The following is a 16,798-nucleotide window of genomic DNA, read 5'->3' on the forward strand; positions in this document are numbered from 1 at the left end:
CGATAGTAAATCAAGCTCTATAGGGGCAGGTATAGGCATAAGCGGCAGTAAAACATAAAAATCAAGGGTTTTTATCCGTAAAATATAAAAATTCTAAATAAGGAAATAAAATGAAATTTTTAAAACGATACAAAAATATTATTCTACTGCCGTTTATGCTAATTATTTCGTTTTTTGTTTTTCGTATGATTTATATGGAAATAATTAGCGAGTGCGCCCCAATAAGGCTTTTTTCAAAAAATTTTCTAAGTAATAGTGATTATGTTGAGTTAAAAGCAAAATGTATAAAAAAGGCTTTGGAAAATAACGATAATCACCTTATTATGCAGTATTTTAAAAGAGAAACGAGCGAGTGCCTCGAAATTATTGATGAATCGTCAAAAATTCCGCATAATTTGATTAGAGTTAATAGCTTTGAAGAATGGAAAAAATTAAGACTTACAGATACTGACAATATAATTTGTCCTATTGGTAATCCTAAAAAGAGCGATATTGGCAATGAAAGTAAATAAATTTACGAAGTTGGGGCTGCTCATCAAGCAAAACATTAGCCGCAATTTGAAGTGTAAATTTCAAAATTTACTATTTTATGCCGTGCGTTTTTTTGTGACCGTATATCCGATAAATTTAGAAGAGCGCCGCAAAAGGTGCTGTCAAAAAAGCGAAATTTAACGCGAAATTTTATATAATCTCACGATTTAATGCGAGGAGATAAGATGAATAAAAAGGCGTATTTCGGGAGTTTCGGCGGGCAGTTCGTGCCTGAGACGGCGATGTTCGCGCTTGAGGAGCTGGAGGATGCGTACAACACCATAGCGCAGACTAAGGAATTTAAAGATGAGCTGGGTTACTTGCTGCGCGAATACGCGGGGCGTCCGACGCCGTTATATCACGCTGCGCGCCTTAGCGAGCACTACGGGCATGAGATTTATCTAAAGCGCGAGGATCTCAACCACACGGGCGCTCATAAAATCAACAATGCCCTAGCGCAGGCGCTACTAGCCAAAAAAATGGGCAAAAAAAAGATCATCGCAGAAACCGGTGCAGGTCAGCACGGTGTGGCGACGGCGACGGCAGCGGCGCTATTTGGGCTTGAGTGCGACGTGTATATGGGCGAGACCGACGCCGCGCGCCAGCAGCTCAACGCCTTTAGGATGCAGCTTTTGGGTGCAAATTTAATCAAAATCGGCACCGGTTTAAAAACGCTCAAAGAGGCGACCACTGCGGCGATTCAGGCGTGGGTGAACGAGATTGAGAGCGTATTTTACGTCATCGGCTCGGCGGTCGGGCCGCATCCGTATCCTAAGATGGTTAGGGATTTTCAAAGCGTCATCGGTACCGAGACCAAATCGCAGCTTGCGAGCAAGGGGATTAAAGCCGATTACGTCCTAGCCTGCGTGGGCGGCGGAAGCAATGCGATAGGAATTTTTAGCGCGTTCGTGGATGATCCTAGCGTGCAGCTCGTGGGCATCGAGGCGGGCGGCTTGGGCGCACAAACCCCTTATCACGCAGCGACTATTACCAATGGGCGCGCGGGCATCATCCACGGTATGAAAACGATCGTGCTACAGGATAAATTCGGCATGATCGAGCCTGTTCACAGCATCTCGGCGGGGCTTGATTATCCCGGCGTGGGTCCTGAGCACGCGCATCTGCACGAGATAAGTCGCGCAAAATACGAAGCGGTAACCGACGATGAGTGCATCACGGCGCTTAAACTGCTCTGTAGGCTCGAAGGCATTATCCCTGCGATCGAAAGCGCGCACGCGTTAGCGTATTTAGAAAAGCTCTGTCCGCAGTTAAAAGGCAGAAAAACGATCGTCGTAAACGTGAGCGGCAGGGGCGATAAGGATATGGATACCGTGATGAATTACAAAAAAGGAACGATTTATGGATAAGATCAAAGCGGCCTTTGCGGGCAAAAAGGCAAATATCGGTTATATCGTGGCGGGATATCCGAGCCCCGCGCACACGAAGGAGTTTTTGTCAAATTTAGACGAAAGCGCGATCGATCTGCTTGAGATTGGCATCCCGTATTCCGATCCGCTCGCAGACGGCCCGGAAATTTTTAAGGCGAGCTTCTCCGCGGTGCAAAACGGTGTAAACGCGGGCACAGTATTTGAAATTTTAAAAGGAGTGCAAACGCGTAAGCCGCTCGTGTTTTTGGTCTATTACAACGTGATCTTTGCCTACGGCGTGCGCGAGTTTGTAGCGCAGGCGGCGCGCTACGGCATCAGCGGACTAATAATCCCCGATCTGCCGTATGAGGAAAACGAGGAAATTTTCGCGCTTTGCGAGGAGTTCGGTATCGCGCTCATCCCGCTTATCAGCGTTACGAGCGAGCATCGTGCTACGCGAGTTTTGAGCCGCGCGCGCGGCTTCATCTACGGCGTGGGCGCTATCGGCGTGACCGGAAGCAAGCAAACTCCGATCTCGCGCCTTAAAAATATGGTCGCAGATCTTAAAAAAATGAGCGATCTACCCGTGGCGATCGGCTTTGGTATTCGCACGGCGGGCGACGTTCGCGCCACGAAAGAATACGCAGACGGCGCTATCATCGGTACTGCGATCGTAAATTTATGCGCGAACTACGGCGGGCGCGATCTGCAAGACAAGATCGCCGAACTTTTTAATTAACGGAATAAATATGAAAAAGATATTTTTGATTTTAATCGCAAATTTTTGCTTCGGCGCCAATCTGATGCAATATGATCTTTTCAACCACGACGATAGCGTGGATATCGTCTTGGCGTTTGACTCCGCATACAAGCCCGACATCGTGCGCAGCGTCGATGGACAGTCGATGAGCCTTATTTTAAAGGGGCTCGGCGGCGATGAGAAATTTAACGAAATGCGTACCAACCAAAAGGTGCTTAAAAGCTTTACGATCGCGCCCAAGGGCAAGGATATCGAGATCAACTTCCCTACCGGAGCCGATCTATCAGTCGATGCTCTTACTCAAGATGGCAATTTAAAGCTCATTTTGCGCGTAAAAAACCCTGCTTTCGATCAGAGCAAGATGAGCGTAAAGAGCGAGGCGAGTGAGACGGCGCAAAGCGGTAGCAGCGGGGTTTCCATGATGCCGATAATCGTAGCGTTACTGCTTGCGGCTGCGGTTTTCGTAGGCGTGCGAAAATTTTTATCGCACAAGCCGCAAAAAAGTATCGACGAGACATGGCGGGTTTTTGAAGACGACGCTAGCATGGAGGGCGCCGATGTCGACGTGACGGGCATAGATGAAATTTTAAACGACTCCTCTTTTAAAAATCAGAGCGGATCAAAGAACCCAAATTATTCTGACGCGCAGGAGTTTGCGAAGAAAGATGAAGCCTCTGCTTTAAATTTAAAAAATTCTAACGACTCAAAAAACGTAGATAGCGCAGATTTTTTAAGAGGCGAGAACGTGAGCGAAGAGAGTGCACACGATAAATTTTACGATGAGGTTGCGCGTGCCGAGCGTTCGGAAGCTACGGAGGCGGACGAAAACTATGAGAGTGCCGAGAATATAAGAGCAGCGGATAAAATTTCGCCGCTTAAAGTAAGCTCTGCCGAGAGTGGTACGATGGAATTTCGCGAGGGAGCAAAAGAAAGATCGGATGCAAAAGAGCCCAAGATTTCGGCATTTAGAAGCATTTTAGAAAATGAGCTGCTTAGCTCGGATACCGCAAGACCTAGCGACGTGCGAGTAGAGCTGGTGCGCGAAATCGACGAAAATAATGCTGCCGTAGTGCTAAGCTTCGCGGGCAAAAAACATCTAGTGGTGTTAAAAAGCTCCAACGCTATCGATTGATGAGGCGTGGAATTTCGTAACTTGCGGGCTTTGTGGCCGTATGTAAAAATAGAATTTCCGACTTCGTGCGAGAAATTAAGGCTGGTTTATTTATATTTAAGTAAAATTCTATAGTTAAGACTGGCTTCGTATGTCCGAACCCCGTCTTAACTACTTTTTAAATTCTATTTTTAGTCATTTTTAAGTATGGATAGAATTCTTACTTTTTAAAATTTAGATCGGAATTTATTTGCTTTTTATTTTACAAAGGATAAAATCGCGCCTAAGAGATCGGTCGATCTAGATTATTTCAGGATTTTTTCATGAATAACGTTAAATGGTATATCATCGCAGGCGCCGTGCTAGGCGTGCTGGGTGCGACGCTGGTGCATTTCGGAAACCCGGGCAATATGGGCGTTTGCGTCGCTTGCTTTTTGCGCGACACCACCGGCGCGTTGGGCTTTCACCGAGCTAGCGCGGTGCAATACATCCGCCCGGAGATCATAGGACTCGTGTTCGGCGGCTTTTTGGCAAGCGTGCTTTGGACGCGCGAGTTCGCGCCGGTTACCGGCAGCTCGCCGTTTGCGAAATTTTTCCTAGGGATTTTCGCGATGATCGGCTGCCTTGTATTTTTGGGATGTCCGTGGCGCGCGTTTTTACGCCTAGGCGGCGGCGATTTGACCGCGCTAGCCGGATTAGCGGGTCTGATCTGCGGCGTACTCATTGGGTTTTTGCTTAAAAAGCGCGGCTATGAGGCGAGCAAAGAGGCAAGGCTTAGCGGCCCGATCGGAATTTTGCCCGTGATACTGGGTGCGGCGCTACTTGCGGCCTTGGTTTTCGGACTCAAAACGGGCGAGAGCGGCGCGCTTTTTATCTCCGCTGAAGGTCCCGGCGCACAACACGCAGCGGTAGGCATCTCGCTGGCTGCGGGCATTATCGTGGGCGCCTTGATGCACAAGAGCAAATTTTGCAGCGTCGGCGCATTCGGTAGAATTTTCCGCGGCGATTTCTCGATGTTTTGGGGCGTGCTAAGCGTTATCGTGTTTGCTAGCATCGCAAATATCGCGTTTGGACAATACAAACTCGGCTTTGAGAGCCAGCCTATCGCTCATAACGATTTCGTTTGGAATTTCTTGGGTATGGTGCTCGCGGGTCTTTGCTTCAGCCTCAGCGAGGGCTGCCCGGGCAAGCATCTGGTGCAGGCCGGCACGGGAAATTTAAGCTCGGGCATATTCGTTATCGGCATGGCGGCAGGCGCTGCGATCGCGCATAATTTCTTGCTCGCAAGCTCAGCTAAAGGCATCACCGAGTTCGCTCCTTACGCGGTTGCGATCGGTTTTGTTTTTGCGCTTTACGTGGGGATTTTTCAAAGACGCGGCGCTTAAGGCTGATATTTAATCTCAGAGATCAATCTATACAGAGGCGGCGTATCTAGTCAAGCTCTGGCGGCGTACTTATAAAGAAATACGCTGTCGGAGCAGAGCGCGCACTGCAAGACTGGCGCAAGCAGCTGGAGATAGAATTTAAGAATTTATAGCCGTATTTAGTAACGCGATAAAGCAAATGATAAAAATATGTTCCGCGCAAGAAAGATTGCGATCAATTTTTAAGAGCCGCTCCTTTAAATTTTGAAATTTAAAGGCTTTGCCATTTGAGGCTTTTTTCATCTAAAGCTCTTTAATTGCTAATTAAAATCCAGCCATACGTGGCGCTGGGTCTTATCCAAATCAATACCTTTTCTCTTTATAAAAAATTCTTTTATCCTGACGTAGTCGTCCATAGTTTCTATCGTAAAGGCGATATCTTTATCCTTGCCTCGGATTATTATATTATCGTAGAATATAAGTCTAAGTTGAAATTTAAAAACCAAAAAATACATAAATTTTGAGATGAATAAAAACAAAAACGTCAATATTAATATAAAAATTACTTTGGAACTACCTGTTTCTATATATTTTCTTACGCCGATAGCTAATACCAATATGCAGATCAATAAAAAAGCGATTATCGTAGCATACGGATCAAATTTTAAGAAAAATCTATAAAAAGCGCCTTGCCTCCTAAGCCACTCATTATCTCTTGCAAAATAGGCTCTTTTTACATCCTTAAGATCATCTAAGAATATAGTTTTTTCGGGCATTTTATTTGTATAATAAGTAACTCGATCATTATAAAATTTTACAAATTTCTTATTGTAAAAATTTGTAAAATATTCCATTATTATAGGCAATCCGAAAAATGGAAATACTATAAAAAGCTGATTATATCTAGTTTGATTGGGTTCGTATGAATACATAAAAATCATAATCGCAAGCGTGCATACCGTAGCAAGAACTATATAAAAATTCGTCCTATCTTTGAGCGTTAAAGGCTCTTTATTATAATCACTAGCGCAACTCGGATTTTGTTCAAATTTATTAGATTTTTCGTTTGTATTTATCGTAGAGTCATCCGTGAGTTTTTCAAATTTAAAATTTTTACTGTCAGAATTTTCGGCATCAAAATTCCGCCCTGAACCCCGCTCTAAATTTCGATATCGTTCATCTAAAAGCCTCTTTAGCTCTTCGAGCCTATGTTTTATATTCATCTTTTATTCTTTATAGTCTACACAAAAATTTGCGGCGGGATTTTATCTAAATTTTTCCCTATTTTGAGTAGAAAACAGGCTTTTAGCTCTTTGTATTCTTTGCTTGTTAATATGCTTGCTTCGATATAATTACCATTGCTCATAAAAATAAGGCTGTCGTTTCCTATGTCAAATCCCAAATTTTTCTTAAATCTAAATATGATTAAGGGCGCAAACGCCAAAAATAAGGAGATCGGCACAATTAAAATTCCATAAGAAATTTTATTTTTAAAAGTTACTACCAAAGATAAAAGGATTATCCACACGAACGCGACAAAAAATGTTGAAATTTTACTTTTTTTTGTCATTTTAAAAGTAGACGGTCCAAAGGTGCGTTTTATTGCAATTATTTCGGATAAATTTATAGAGTATAGAGTCGCCCTCTTTTTCTCTGAATAATATTCGATAACTGAATTTTTAAATTTTATATAGCAGGTGCCAAATTTATCCGAAAGTTCTAGCCAGCGTTTAACGGATCTTGGCGAGTCTTGCCTTGTTCCAAAATCTATGAAATTAAGAAAATACAGAAATGGCGAATAAAATTTAATCATCTCTATTGAATTATCTTTTATGATTATCGGCTCTTTGTCGTAATTTCTAGCTTGAGTTTTAAAATTTTGCGAGAGTGTATCAGTGGCACAAGAGAGATTGCTTTGCAATTTTTGTTCAACGGCATTCGTAAAATTTCGTTCGCTGGCATTTATAGAATTTTGCCCGCCGTCGCTCGTAAATTTTAGCCCGCCGCCCGCCAAATTTCGCTTATCGCAATTTTTATCTTGCAAGAAATCCTTTATATTTTTATCATACCGCGTTTTGCTTATGCCAAACCTAGCAATTTCGTCGTTAAGCATTTGGTTCCTCCTTATACACGCTTGATTTAGATATAACTATCGCGCGAGTTTGCACACGGAGATCAGCCTTGCGCATTTTTTAAAATTTGCAAAATTTCGCTTATCTTTTGTGGATCTTTAATGCCTCGTGTATCCTCCACCCGGCTATTTAGATCGATAGCGTAAGGGCGCAGCGCGAGCGCTTCAAGGATATTTTGCGCACCGATGCCGCCTGCAAGAATAAAAGAGATCGCGCCGCCTTTGGAAGCAGTGCTACACTTATCCGCACTATCATCCTTTGCGGCACCCAACTTGCCCACCTCACTGCCGTCATTCGTAATATTTGGCGCACCCGCCTCATAGTCGCTTGCGCCTTGATCATTGACGTCTTCGCTTGTGGGCCTTACACCACTCAGCCGAGCGGTAGCACACGCACTAAATTTGCACTCATCGTCATTCTTTGCGGCGCGACGATCGGCGCTCGCTTCTTGTTTCGTATTGCTCGATCGAACAATATCATGTGTGCGCTCGCTCACTTCATTACTATTAGAGGCACAGCACACGTTGCTTACCATCTGGAGCTTCAAATTTCCGTTTTCGTTATGCTCCGCGCAGGAATTGTTGCAGTCGCCGTTTTTGTCGCGCTTTAAATTCCCCTCGCTATATCCGCTACAGATCGCGCTATGCTTAAGATAGCTCCTTGCGCCGTCTGAGCTTTGAGCGGTGCCCGCTACATAGCATTTTTTTTCGCCACTTACTGCATCATTTTGCGTATCGCAGCGCCCGCTAGCCGAGTCGTATTTTGTGTCGTCTATGCTTTGAGTTGCGCTGCCCGCGCAGTTTTTTTCATCGCGCGCCGCGCTGTATTGTCCTTCGCAGCCAAGCCCTGCGTGTCGCAGCAGATCCCAGTCGAAGCTCATGCCGTTGCCGCCCAAACTCGCTCCTTTGGCGTCAAATAAGATCCGATCACAGCTCAAACCCTCAAGCGGCGGCATTTCGGCGCCAATGCTTAGCACCTGCCACGCCTCTATGCCTGCTGCGTTGAGACGTGCTTTGAAATCCGCGCTTATGCGTCCATAAATCTGAGCACAGTCCAGCTCGCAAAGGCTGCAAATTTTTAAAATTTGCTCCTCGTCTAAAGCTTCCGTATCTAAAATTTCAGAATTTAGATCTTTTACCGAGGTGGACACAGCGCAGTTTGCGTTTAAATTTACGCTCAAATCGTCGCGCTGCTTTTCGCAGAATTCCGCGGCTTCATAAAATTCTACGCTTCCGCTAGTACCCGCGTAAATTTTATCTTCACAAATTTTGCCACCGCCCTTGCTGCTGCAAATTTTATCGCCGCAGGCTTTGCCTCTAAAATTTTCGCACGCGGTGGCGCTGTGTTTTGCCGAGCTCAAAGCAAAGACCCCGACGCACTTTGCGCCGTTTTTATGCGCGATGCGTGCGATCTCGCGAGCCGTTTCTACGCTAACTCGGCGTTTGGAGCTCGATACGAATATCACACCTAAAAAATTTACGTCTAGACCTGCCACAGCGCATGCTTCTTCAGATGTTTTGATACCGCAAATTTTAATTAAAACACTCATTTTCGCCTAAAAAATATAATATCGCAAACTAGTCTCTGCGATCTCTTTCATTATTTCAAACATCTCGTTTGCACCCCACTCCTCTTTTCGAAAATACATACTTACGGGAGAAAATTTATTGTGCTCGCTGTTGCCGTCTAGTTTAAAAATATAAGTTTTGTTGAGGTAGTAAAATTCATTCATTGTGCTAAGTTTTGAAAATACGTTTTTTGTGCTAGCGTCATTTTCGTTAAAGTCGTCACCGCTACCAAAACATACGAAAGGCGTTATGTCTTCGTGGTTCATCATAGCTCTTATGCCGATTAAATTTTTACCTAGGCGCTCTATTGCATTACCTCTAGCTTGTTTTTTTAACCCTTCTTTAGCGCGTTTATCATTTGTGCCTTGTCTTTTAACTTCTGCCGCTAGAAGGAGTTTTTGATATTTTGTGTCGCCTCGTTTTTTGAGTATCAAAAAGCCTCCATCAGGCATGATAGTATTGTCTTCCCATGTTGTATCAAACTGTTTTCTGATGCTACCGTTTTTTATATTTTCCATCATTCCTTTTAACGACAATCTTCCGCTAAATTCAAGGTAAAAACCGTTAAAATTTGGAATTTGACCAAATCTATTTTCTATATAATCAATAGTTTTTTGCATGGCCTGCGCTATGTTTTTATCGTCAAATTTGGACTCGGTATTTTTAGGTTTATGCTGATTTACATTTTTCCTTAGATCATCACTATTTGCCACTTTAAACCTTTTTTACGATATAGATGTATTCGGTTACGTAAAGCGCCCTGTTATTTAAATTTCTGCTTGCGCGGTAAGTTGGATAGCGGATTTCGTGTTTTATGACTTTGCCGATTTTTGATAAATTTAAAAGAAACTCCGCCTCGCTGATAAATCCTTCCGAATTAAAAGAGATGACTAAATATTTAGCCGGAAATTTAGATAATAAGGCAAAAAATTCATCTGCCGCTTTTGCCTTTTTATTAAAATTAGAGCGATTCCAGTCGTTTGGTATGCCCGATACCTCGCTTAAATTTTTAAGGTTCGGAGCTTTAAAATTTGCGATTAAATTTAGCATAAAATAGTTTGAGCCATAAGGGTGCTGGTTATACGGTGGATCGAAGTAAGCGATATCCAAAGGGGATAAAATATCCGTTAGCCTTAAGGCATCTTGCTGATAAACTTCAAATTCGCTCGTAAAATTTGAAAAAATTGGTTTTTGAAGAGTAATTTTACCTAAAATTCTATTTAACGCATTTTCTCCGCTACCGCCGAATTTTCCTAGACCATCCTTGTCTTTGTAAAAGCCCTTAAATACACCACCTGTATTTGAATGGATGCTAGCCTCGCTGAGCAGAGGCGCTATAAAAAAATGCCTAAAATCTAGATCTATTTCTTCTATTGCTTTACGCAAACCACCGATTATTAGCGCATTTTCACGAGAATAAAATACTCTCTCGCCGTGTTTTATATTAGCGTCATCTTTTGGAGCGTAAAGTTCGCTTATAAAGCTCTCGCTGGGTTTAAATTTTTCTAAAATTTGCTTAAAACTTTTGTCGATTTGCTCTTTGAGTTCTGGCGTGAAATTTGAAAGATAGCATGAGTTTATCACGCGCGAATAATCCTCTAAGTCGTTTGCAACAACGAGGCTCGAGTATGCTTTGGCTGCTCTTGCAACCACGCCTGAACCACTAAAAACGTCTACAAAACTTATCTTTTGTTTTTTTAGTTCGCTCTTTATCTCGCAAAGCACGTTTAAAATTTCGTTTAATATTGCGCGTTTATTACCCAAATAGCTAATTAGCTGTTCCTTTAAAAAGGCAGGATTTTCGGCAATTTCAATCTCTTTTATAGTATTCTTCAAGCTTTGCCTCGCGTATAGTCCTCAAAATATCGGTAAACCTTGCCCGATCTGATCGCCTCTAAAATGAGTGGCTTAGCCTCCGCAGGGCTTGACACGACATCGGCGCAGTATAGCGCGAACATCGCGTTTAGCACGACGATGTCAAATTTCGGCCCGCTAAGCTCGCCTTTTAAAATTTGCTTTAAAATCTCGGCGTTAGCCTCGCCGTCGCCGCCTTCTATATCGCCGTGAAATGCCCGAGTGAAGCCGAACTGCTCGGGATTTACGCGGTATTCTAAAATTTTGCCGTCCTTGACCTCGTGGATTAGCGTCTCGTCGCACAGGCTGATCTCGTCCATGCCATCCATGCCGTGCACCACCAGAGCGTGCTTGCGCCCCAAAATCATCAGCGTTTCGGCGATGAGCCCATTTACTTCCTCCAGATAATTTCCTACGATCTGATTGCTTAGGCTTAAATTCGGATTTAGAAGCGGTCCCATTATATTAAAGACGGTGCCGATTTTTAGGCGGTTGCGAACCTCTTTGACCTCGGCGGTGATCTTGTGAAAAAACGGCGCGTGAAAAAACGCCAGCCCGGTGCGATCTAGCAGCGCTCTGATCTGCGCCAGATCGCTAAGCAGCGACACGCCCAAAGCATCCAGCGCATCGGAGCTGCCCGATCTGCTGGTGATCGCGCGGTTGCCGTGCTTGGCGACGCGCACGCCGAAGCTCGCTGCGATAAAGGCCACGGTCGTGGAGATATTGATCGTCTTTAGCCTATCGCCGCCCGTACCTACGATGTCAAACATCGGGCTCGGATCGTCATAGGTGATCGAGTATTTTAAGATACTGCGCACGAGCGCCGTGAGGCTGCTTGGATAGAGCGATTTTTCGCTGATCAGCACGAGCAGCCCCGCAAGCTGCACGATATCGTAATCCTGCTCGTAAAGCGCCTTGCAAATGACCGCATAGTCGTCGCTATCTAGCGGGAAGCCCTTTTGTAGCTTCAACATAAACGGGGCGAAATTTACCACGAGTTTCTCCTTTAAAATTATCTTTTTGCCGTAATTGATGAAATTTTCGATGATCTTTTTGCCGTATTGCGTAAAAAAGCTCTCGGGATGAAATTGAATGCCGAAAACAGGCTTACTTCGGTGCTTCATCGCCATGATCACGCTGTCATTTTCGCTCTTTGCTAAAATTTCAAACTCGCGCGGCAGCGTAGCTTCGTCCACATAAAGCGAGTGGTAGCGCATCACTTCAAATTTACGCGGCAGCCCGCTAAAAAGCACGCCATCATTGAAAATTTCGATCGTCGAGCTCTTGCCGTGTAGCGGCACCTCCAGCTGCTTTATCTCCGCACCTGCCGCATATCCGATCGCCTGATGTCCAAGGCACACGCCCAAAATCGGCACGTCCAGATCCGCGCGCAAAATATCCAGGCAGACGCCGCTGTCTTTTGGGTGATTTGGCCCGGGGCTTAGGATTATGTGCGAAGGGGCAAGCTCGTGCACCTGCTGCAGCGTTATCTCGTCGTTGCGGAAGTAGCGCACCTCCTCCTCGCTTAGCTCCAAAATGTATTGATAAATATTAAAAACGAAGCTGTCGTAATTATCTATCATTAAAATCAAAATTTTATCCTTTTTTAGGGCGTTTGCGCCTCTTTAAAATTCTAAATAGTTTAAATTTGACCGCTTTGCGGCGGCTAAATTTAGCGCCGTCTTAGCGCCGCTGCGGGTTAAATTTAAAATTTAGCCCGCGGCTGCGGCATTACTACATCAGCTGCGACGTTACGCTACTTTGCAGCCGATATGCATCTCGGCTTTGCAGCGCCGAATGAAGCTAGCCGTTAAATTTAACATCCTTACGCCGAAGCCGCTATTAAATTTAGCGGAATCGAACTCACACCGAAGCAAGCAGTGCACTCGGCTAGCTAAATTTAAAGCGTCTAAGCTTCCTCGCATAGCTCCTCGATCGCCTTGAGCGGGCTTTTGCGCTTTTTGCAGATCTCTGCGTATTCGCTCTTTGGCGAGCTGTCGTAAACGATACCTGCGCCCGCTCCGATAAATACGAGATTGTTTAGCCCTTCGCAGCCGAAATTCTCCGCGCTAAATTTGGCAGCTTCAAACCGCATCGCGCGGCTAAAGCTCGGCTCGCTTTCTAAATTTAGCGCCCCGCCGCCTGCGCGAGCTTTTAAATTTAATGTCGCGTCGCGTTTGCTTGCGCGAGCCGGTAAATTTTGCGCCTCGCCGCCGCCCTTTTGCGCTGCGAAATCGCAAAGCTCCGTCGCTTCGGACTTCTCCTCGCCACAAGCAGCGTTTAAATTTAAGTTGGAATTTCGCTTAAAATCCTCGTCCGAGCAGAAATTTTGCGCGTCGCGATTTACGAAGATCGCCGAGCGAATCAAGATCGCTTGCATCACGTCGCCGTTAAAGCGCCAAAATCCGATTCCGCCGCCGTAGATGCCGCGCTCGTAACGCTCCAGCTCGTTTATGATCTGCATTGCGCGAATCTTCGGGCTGCCGCTTAGCGTGCCCGCAGGAAAGATAGTACCGAGCACCTCAAACGCGCTTACCCCGCGCGGCTTACTGCCGTAAACCTCGCTTACGATGTGCATCACGCTTTCGTAGCGCACGACGCGCATCGCGTTTTGCACCCGCACCGAGGCGGGCGCGGCGAATTTGCCGATGTCGTTGCGAGCTAGATCGATCAGCATCCGATGCTCCGCAAGTTCCTTTTCATCGCTTAAAAGCTCGCGCTCAAGCGCCGCGTCGGCCTCGGCATTCGCGCCTCTGCTGCGGGTGCCCGCGATGGGAGCGACGAAAATTTCGTCCTTTTTGATCTCCATAATGAGCTCGGGGCTGGAGCCAGCGACGCAGCCGTACGGCGTCGGGAAGTGAAACATATAGGGGCTCGGATTGTTCTTTTTGAGTCGCTCGTAAAACTCCAGGCTGCCCAGATTCGTACCGACTTCTAAAATTTCGCCCAGCACGACCTGAAACACGTCGCCGCTTTTTATCTTTTCTTTTGCAGCCTCGACCATCGCACTAAAATGCGACTCCTCTGCGCCCAGATCGGTTAAAATTTTAAATTTAAGCTCTTTTTTCTTAGGCTCGGACTTCGCCGCGGCTTGCGATTTCGAGCCGCCCTTTATAGCGGCGTCCGTTATTGCAGCACTCTGCGGCGCGCCTGCTGCTTCGGCGGAGCTTTGCTGCGAGGCTTGCGAACTAAGCTCGCGCAGGCTTTCGTAAATTTGGGCGTCTTTGCCGTAAAAATCGTAAATTTTGCTGATTTTATCGTAGTGCAGGTAATTTGCGGCGTCAGCGTAAAAAAACGGCGGGAAGTCATACAGCGCCTGCTTTGGCGCGCCGATATTTTCAAACGCGCGCACGATGTCATAGCCCAAAACGCCGAAAAGTCCTGCAAAGCTCGCGTTTTTAAACTCGCTTGCGCCAGCTTTTGCGCTTTTTAGCTCATCAAATTTAAGCTTTAGCGCCTCAAAGCTCATCTTAAATCCGTCGAGATAATCGCAATCGATGCCGATGATGACCTGAGCGTCGTCCTCTGCGAGGTAGCTTTGCGGATGCGTCTTTAAAATTTCGCGGTAGTAAAACAGCGGCTCTTCTAAAAGCATTTTCGTCCTTGGAATTTTTAGCGCCATTATACGCTGCTTAGCTTAAATTTGAGCGGGCGGCGCGAGCTAGAGCAGGCTTGAATACAAGCAAAATTTTAGTAAAATTAGCAAATTCAAGGAGAGCGTATGAAAATTTTATTTTCTCCAAGCGAGATGAAAAGCGAGCAAAGCAGCAGCCCGCGCATTTGCGAGCGAAATTTCATCTTTGCAGATCTTTACGAAAAGCGCCTGCAGATGCTGCGCACTTATGCGGATTTCGTGGATAAAGCAAGCGAGGCGGAGCTTTGCAAGCTTTTCGGGCTGAAAAAATGGGACGCCGCCCTGCGTGAAAATATCTTTGAAAAAGGCTGCGCGAAGGCACTTTTGCGCTACACGGGCACCGCGTATCGCGCCCTAGGCTACGCGTCGCTAAGCCCCGGCGCGCAGGAGTTTGCGGAGCGAAACACGATAATTTTTTCAAACCTTTTCGGCCCCGTGTTGGGCGGCGATGCGCTGCCGAACTACAAGCTCAAGCAGGGCGAAAAATTCGGCGGCATAGACGCGGCAAAATTTTATCGAGATAGCTTCTCCGCCGCGCTGGATCGGTATCTGGCGGATGAGTGCGTCGTGGATCTGCGCGCGGGATTTTACGAAAAATTTTATGAGATGAAGCGCGAATATCTGAGTTTTAGTTTCATCAAAGGCGGCAAGGTGCTGAGCCACTACGCCAAGGCTTGGCGCGGTAAGGTGTTGCGCGAAATAGCTCTTGCAGGCGCTTGCAGCGAGGCGGAGGTGCTTGCGCTGCGCTTGGGCGGCGCCTCCGTGCTAGAGATCAAACAGATCGGGCTAAAAAAGGAGATCGTGCTGGAAATTTCATAAGGTGCGAAAACCGCTCGGAGAAATTTACGATAAAGTTTGCGGGTTTAATGCGGATTTTTGCGTAAAATTTAGCCTGGAAAATTTGCCGCTAGTTCAAATCCCGCCATATCCAAAGCAATTTTACCGGGAGAAAATTTGCGGGCGGAATTTTATCGCGAGGATTTTGCGGCGGCTTTTTAGTCTTTTTGCACTCTTTTGGCGAGCTTTGAACGGGCTTTTGGCGGCGAAATTTCGTCGTAAATTTTGCAAAAAATTCGCGCTCTTTGCGCCTGCCCGCTCCGCATAAAATTTTACGGCGATCTTGTCGTGGCTTTGCACCGATTTTGCGGCGATTTTTATAATACGGAGTGCGGAAATTTTGCCGTAGAATTTTGACTGAAATTTTACCGTGCGGAATTTTACCGTATGAGATTTCGTCGCGATAAAATCCTGTCGAAAATTTAATCGCGGCAAAAAATACTGCGTTGCGATTAAAACGTGAAATTTTATCTAAAATTTACGCTAAACCGCCGCAGTCTGGGCGCAGAATTTTAAAATCCGCTGCCAAGCCGCAATACGAACAAGAACAGGCGGGCTGATTTGCATAAAATTTCAAGCCGAAATTCTACGCCTTAAAATCCCATAAATTTTAAAATTTTGCAAATTGCGCGCTGAAATTTCGAGCTAAAATCTCAGTTGCAAACTTTCAAGCCAAGCCGACTCCAGATAAAATTTCAAACCGAAATCCCGCAAATCCCCGCTCTTAAATCCAAAATTCCGCAAATTTAGCAAGCTTTAAATTTTAAAGCTATAAACTTCGCTTCAAATTTTAAGGATCAAAAATGCTAGAACTCCCCTTTGTCGGCGTCGTCGTGGGCTTCATATCGGGCTTTTTCGGTATCGGCGGCGGTACGGTTGTAATGCCCGTGATGATGGCTCTGGGATACGACGTCAAGACCGCCGCGGGCATCTCGGTGATGCAGATGTTCATCGTCTCGCTTTTCGGCTCATATCTGAACTACCGCGCGGGCAGACTCCGCCTAGATAGCGGTATCGCGGTGGGGCTCGGAGGGCTGTGCGGTGCGAGCATATCGGGATTCATCGTAAAATACTCGCCAGAAATCGTGCTTGAGATCGGTCTTCTGCTGACGCTTGCCATCTCCTTTCTCAAGCTCTTTAGCACGAACGTAGCAAGCGGCGGCAACGCCAATCCCCACGGCGCGATATTATTTTTCATCGGCTTTGCTATCGGCGCGATCGCGCTTAGCATGGGCGTGGGCGGCGCGGTATTTCTAACGCCCGTATTGGTCGGATTTTTGGGCGTAGATATCAAAAGAGCGGTCTGCATGGGGCTATTTTTCATCGTTTTCGGCTCATTTAGCGCGCTTTTGAGCCTTTCGTACAACGGCCACGTAGATTACGAGCGCGGCGCGCTGCTAGCCGTGGGCGGGCTTTTGGGCGTGTATTTCGGCACCTCTCAGGCTCGCCGTGCAAAGCGCGAAACGCAGAAAAAATGGCTGCTCGTCTTATACGTCGTGCTATTTGCGCTGGCATTAAAAAAGGTGCTGCAGTAGCGCCCGCTGTAGTAGCGCTGCAGCGATTGCCGAGCTATAGTTTTACCCCTTGCCTCGGTTTTGCTACAAGCGCGGTTTAAGCGTTCGCGCTGTTTTGCTACGTCG

Annotated in this window: 15 protein-coding genes and 1 pseudogene; 7 read left to right on the forward strand and 9 right to left on the reverse strand. The window is 46.0% G+C overall.

What is annotated here, in order from left to right; genetic code table 11:
• Positions 1-110 precede the first annotated feature (110 nt).
• The 5 genes from Q0174_RS05180 to yedE all read left to right on the forward strand — a co-directional run bounded on the left by Q0174_RS05180 (position 111) and on the right by yedE (position 5,154).
• A complete protein-coding gene (locus tag Q0174_RS05180) occupies positions 111-512 on the forward strand; it encodes a hypothetical protein (RefSeq protein ID WP_298042071.1) in 402 nt (133 codons plus the stop codon).
• 204 nt (positions 513-716) lie between these two features.
• A complete protein-coding gene (trpB, locus tag Q0174_RS05185; RefSeq protein ID WP_298042073.1) occupies positions 717-1,898 on the forward strand; it encodes a tryptophan synthase subunit beta in 1,182 nt (393 codons plus the stop codon).
• The gene (trpA, locus tag Q0174_RS05190; protein WP_298042074.1) at positions 1,891-2,637 is read left to right on the forward strand and encodes a tryptophan synthase subunit alpha; all 747 of its coding nucleotides are present in this window, start codon (positions 1,891-1,893) and stop codon (positions 2,635-2,637) included. Before trpB ends, trpA begins: the two co-directional genes overlap by 8 nt.
• Before the next feature lie 10 nt (positions 2,638-2,647).
• Complete coding sequence (locus Q0174_RS05195) at positions 2,648-3,790, forward strand: hypothetical protein (RefSeq protein ID WP_298042076.1); 1,143 nt, start codon at positions 2,648-2,650, stop codon at positions 3,788-3,790.
• Between the two features lie 302 nt (positions 3,791-4,092).
• Positions 4,093-5,154, forward strand: a complete 1,062-nt coding sequence (gene yedE / locus Q0174_RS05200; protein ID WP_298042077.1) for a YedE family putative selenium transporter — start codon at positions 4,093-4,095, stop codon at positions 5,152-5,154.
• A 299-nt stretch (positions 5,155-5,453) separates the two neighbouring features.
• Here yedE and Q0174_RS05205 read toward each other — a convergent pair whose 3' ends face one another.
• From Q0174_RS05205 to Q0174_RS05245, 9 genes and pseudogenes are all read right to left on the reverse strand, one after another.
• Positions 5,454-6,356, reverse strand: coding sequence for a hypothetical protein (locus tag Q0174_RS05205; protein WP_298042078.1), 903 nt, complete (start codon positions 6,354-6,356; stop codon positions 5,454-5,456).
• A gap of 17 nt (positions 6,357-6,373) precedes the next feature.
• Positions 6,374-7,246 (reverse strand): hypothetical protein, encoded by an 873-nt coding sequence (locus Q0174_RS05210; protein WP_298042080.1) that lies wholly within the window; start codon positions 7,244-7,246, stop codon positions 6,374-6,376.
• Positions 7,247-7,308: 62 nt separating this feature from the next.
• Entirely contained in the window at positions 7,309-8,220 is a 912-nt protein-coding gene (locus Q0174_RS10990) for a hypothetical protein (RefSeq protein WP_366112564.1), read from the reverse strand.
• Between the two features lie 405 nt (positions 8,221-8,625).
• Positions 8,626-8,814: pseudogene (locus Q0174_RS05220) on the reverse strand (phosphoribosylanthranilate isomerase); the annotation flags it as partial.
• A gap of 6 nt (positions 8,815-8,820) precedes the next feature.
• Positions 8,821-9,546 carry an EcoRI family type II restriction endonuclease gene (locus Q0174_RS05225; RefSeq protein WP_298042081.1) on the reverse strand — a complete coding sequence of 242 codons (726 nt, stop codon included), beginning with the start codon at positions 9,544-9,546 and terminating at the stop codon, positions 8,821-8,823.
• 1 nt (position 9,547) lies between these two features.
• Positions 9,548-10,642 (reverse strand): DNA adenine methylase, encoded by a 1,095-nt coding sequence (locus tag Q0174_RS05230; RefSeq protein WP_298042109.1) that lies wholly within the window; start codon positions 10,640-10,642, stop codon positions 9,548-9,550.
• Between the two features lie 23 nt (positions 10,643-10,665).
• On the reverse strand, positions 10,666-12,279 hold the full coding sequence (gene trpD, locus Q0174_RS05235; RefSeq protein ID WP_298042082.1) for an anthranilate phosphoribosyltransferase: 1,614 nt from the start codon (positions 12,277-12,279) through the stop codon (positions 10,666-10,668).
• Between the two features lie 159 nt (positions 12,280-12,438).
• The gene (locus Q0174_RS05240; protein WP_298042083.1) at positions 12,439-12,612 is read right to left on the reverse strand and encodes a hypothetical protein; all 174 of its coding nucleotides are present in this window, start codon (positions 12,610-12,612) and stop codon (positions 12,439-12,441) included.
• Positions 12,597-14,282: an anthranilate synthase component I family protein gene (locus Q0174_RS05245; protein ID WP_298042084.1), complete on the reverse strand. Its 1,686-nt coding sequence runs from the start codon at positions 14,280-14,282 to the stop codon at positions 12,597-12,599. The genes Q0174_RS05240 and Q0174_RS05245 overlap by 16 nt, the downstream gene beginning before the upstream one ends.
• Positions 14,283-14,408: 126 nt before the next feature.
• Between Q0174_RS05245 and Q0174_RS05250 the strand changes: the two genes are divergently transcribed.
• The gene (locus Q0174_RS05250) at positions 14,409-15,140 is read left to right on the forward strand and encodes a YaaA family protein (protein WP_298042086.1); all 732 of its coding nucleotides are present in this window, start codon (positions 14,409-14,411) and stop codon (positions 15,138-15,140) included.
• Between the two features lie 821 nt (positions 15,141-15,961).
• Entirely contained in the window at positions 15,962-16,693 is a 732-nt protein-coding gene (locus Q0174_RS05255) for a sulfite exporter TauE/SafE family protein (RefSeq protein WP_298042087.1), read from the forward strand.
• Positions 16,694-16,798 lie beyond the last annotated feature (105 nt).

Source organism: uncultured Campylobacter sp., from assembly GCF_937996225.1.
Taxonomy (GTDB): Bacteria; Campylobacterota; Campylobacteria; order Campylobacterales; family Campylobacteraceae; genus Campylobacter_B.

Coding starts and splice junctions, on each gene's coding strand:
- Q0174_RS05180 (WP_298042071.1), top strand. CDS start 111: ATGAAATTTTTAAAACGATACAAAAATATTATTCTACTGCCGTTTATG.
- trpB (WP_298042073.1), top strand. CDS start 717: ATGAATAAAAAGGCGTATTTCGGGAGTTTCGGCGGGCAGTTCGTGCCT.
- trpA (WP_298042074.1), top strand. CDS start 1,891: ATGGATAAGATCAAAGCGGCCTTTGCGGGCAAAAAGGCAAATATCGGT.
- Q0174_RS05195 (WP_298042076.1), top strand. CDS start 2,648: ATGAAAAAGATATTTTTGATTTTAATCGCAAATTTTTGCTTCGGCGCC.
- yedE (WP_298042077.1), top strand. CDS start 4,093: ATGAATAACGTTAAATGGTATATCATCGCAGGCGCCGTGCTAGGCGTG.
- Q0174_RS05205 (WP_298042078.1), bottom strand. CDS start 6,356: ATGAATATAAAACATAGGCTCGAAGAGCTAAAGAGGCTTTTAGATGAA.
- Q0174_RS05210 (WP_298042080.1), bottom strand. CDS start 7,246: ATGCTTAACGACGAAATTGCTAGGTTTGGCATAAGCAAAACGCGGTAT.
- Q0174_RS10990 (WP_366112564.1), bottom strand. CDS start 8,220: ATGCCGCCGCTTGAGGGTTTGAGCTGTGATCGGATCTTATTTGACGCC.
- Q0174_RS05240 (WP_298042083.1), bottom strand. CDS start 12,612: ATGCGAGGAAGCTTAGACGCTTTAAATTTAGCTAGCCGAGTGCACTGC.
- Q0174_RS05245 (WP_298042084.1), bottom strand. CDS start 14,282: ATGCTTTTAGAAGAGCCGCTGTTTTACTACCGCGAAATTTTAAAGACG.
- Q0174_RS05250 (WP_298042086.1), top strand. CDS start 14,409: ATGAAAATTTTATTTTCTCCAAGCGAGATGAAAAGCGAGCAAAGCAGC.
- Q0174_RS05255 (WP_298042087.1), top strand. CDS start 15,962: ATGCTAGAACTCCCCTTTGTCGGCGTCGTCGTGGGCTTCATATCGGGC.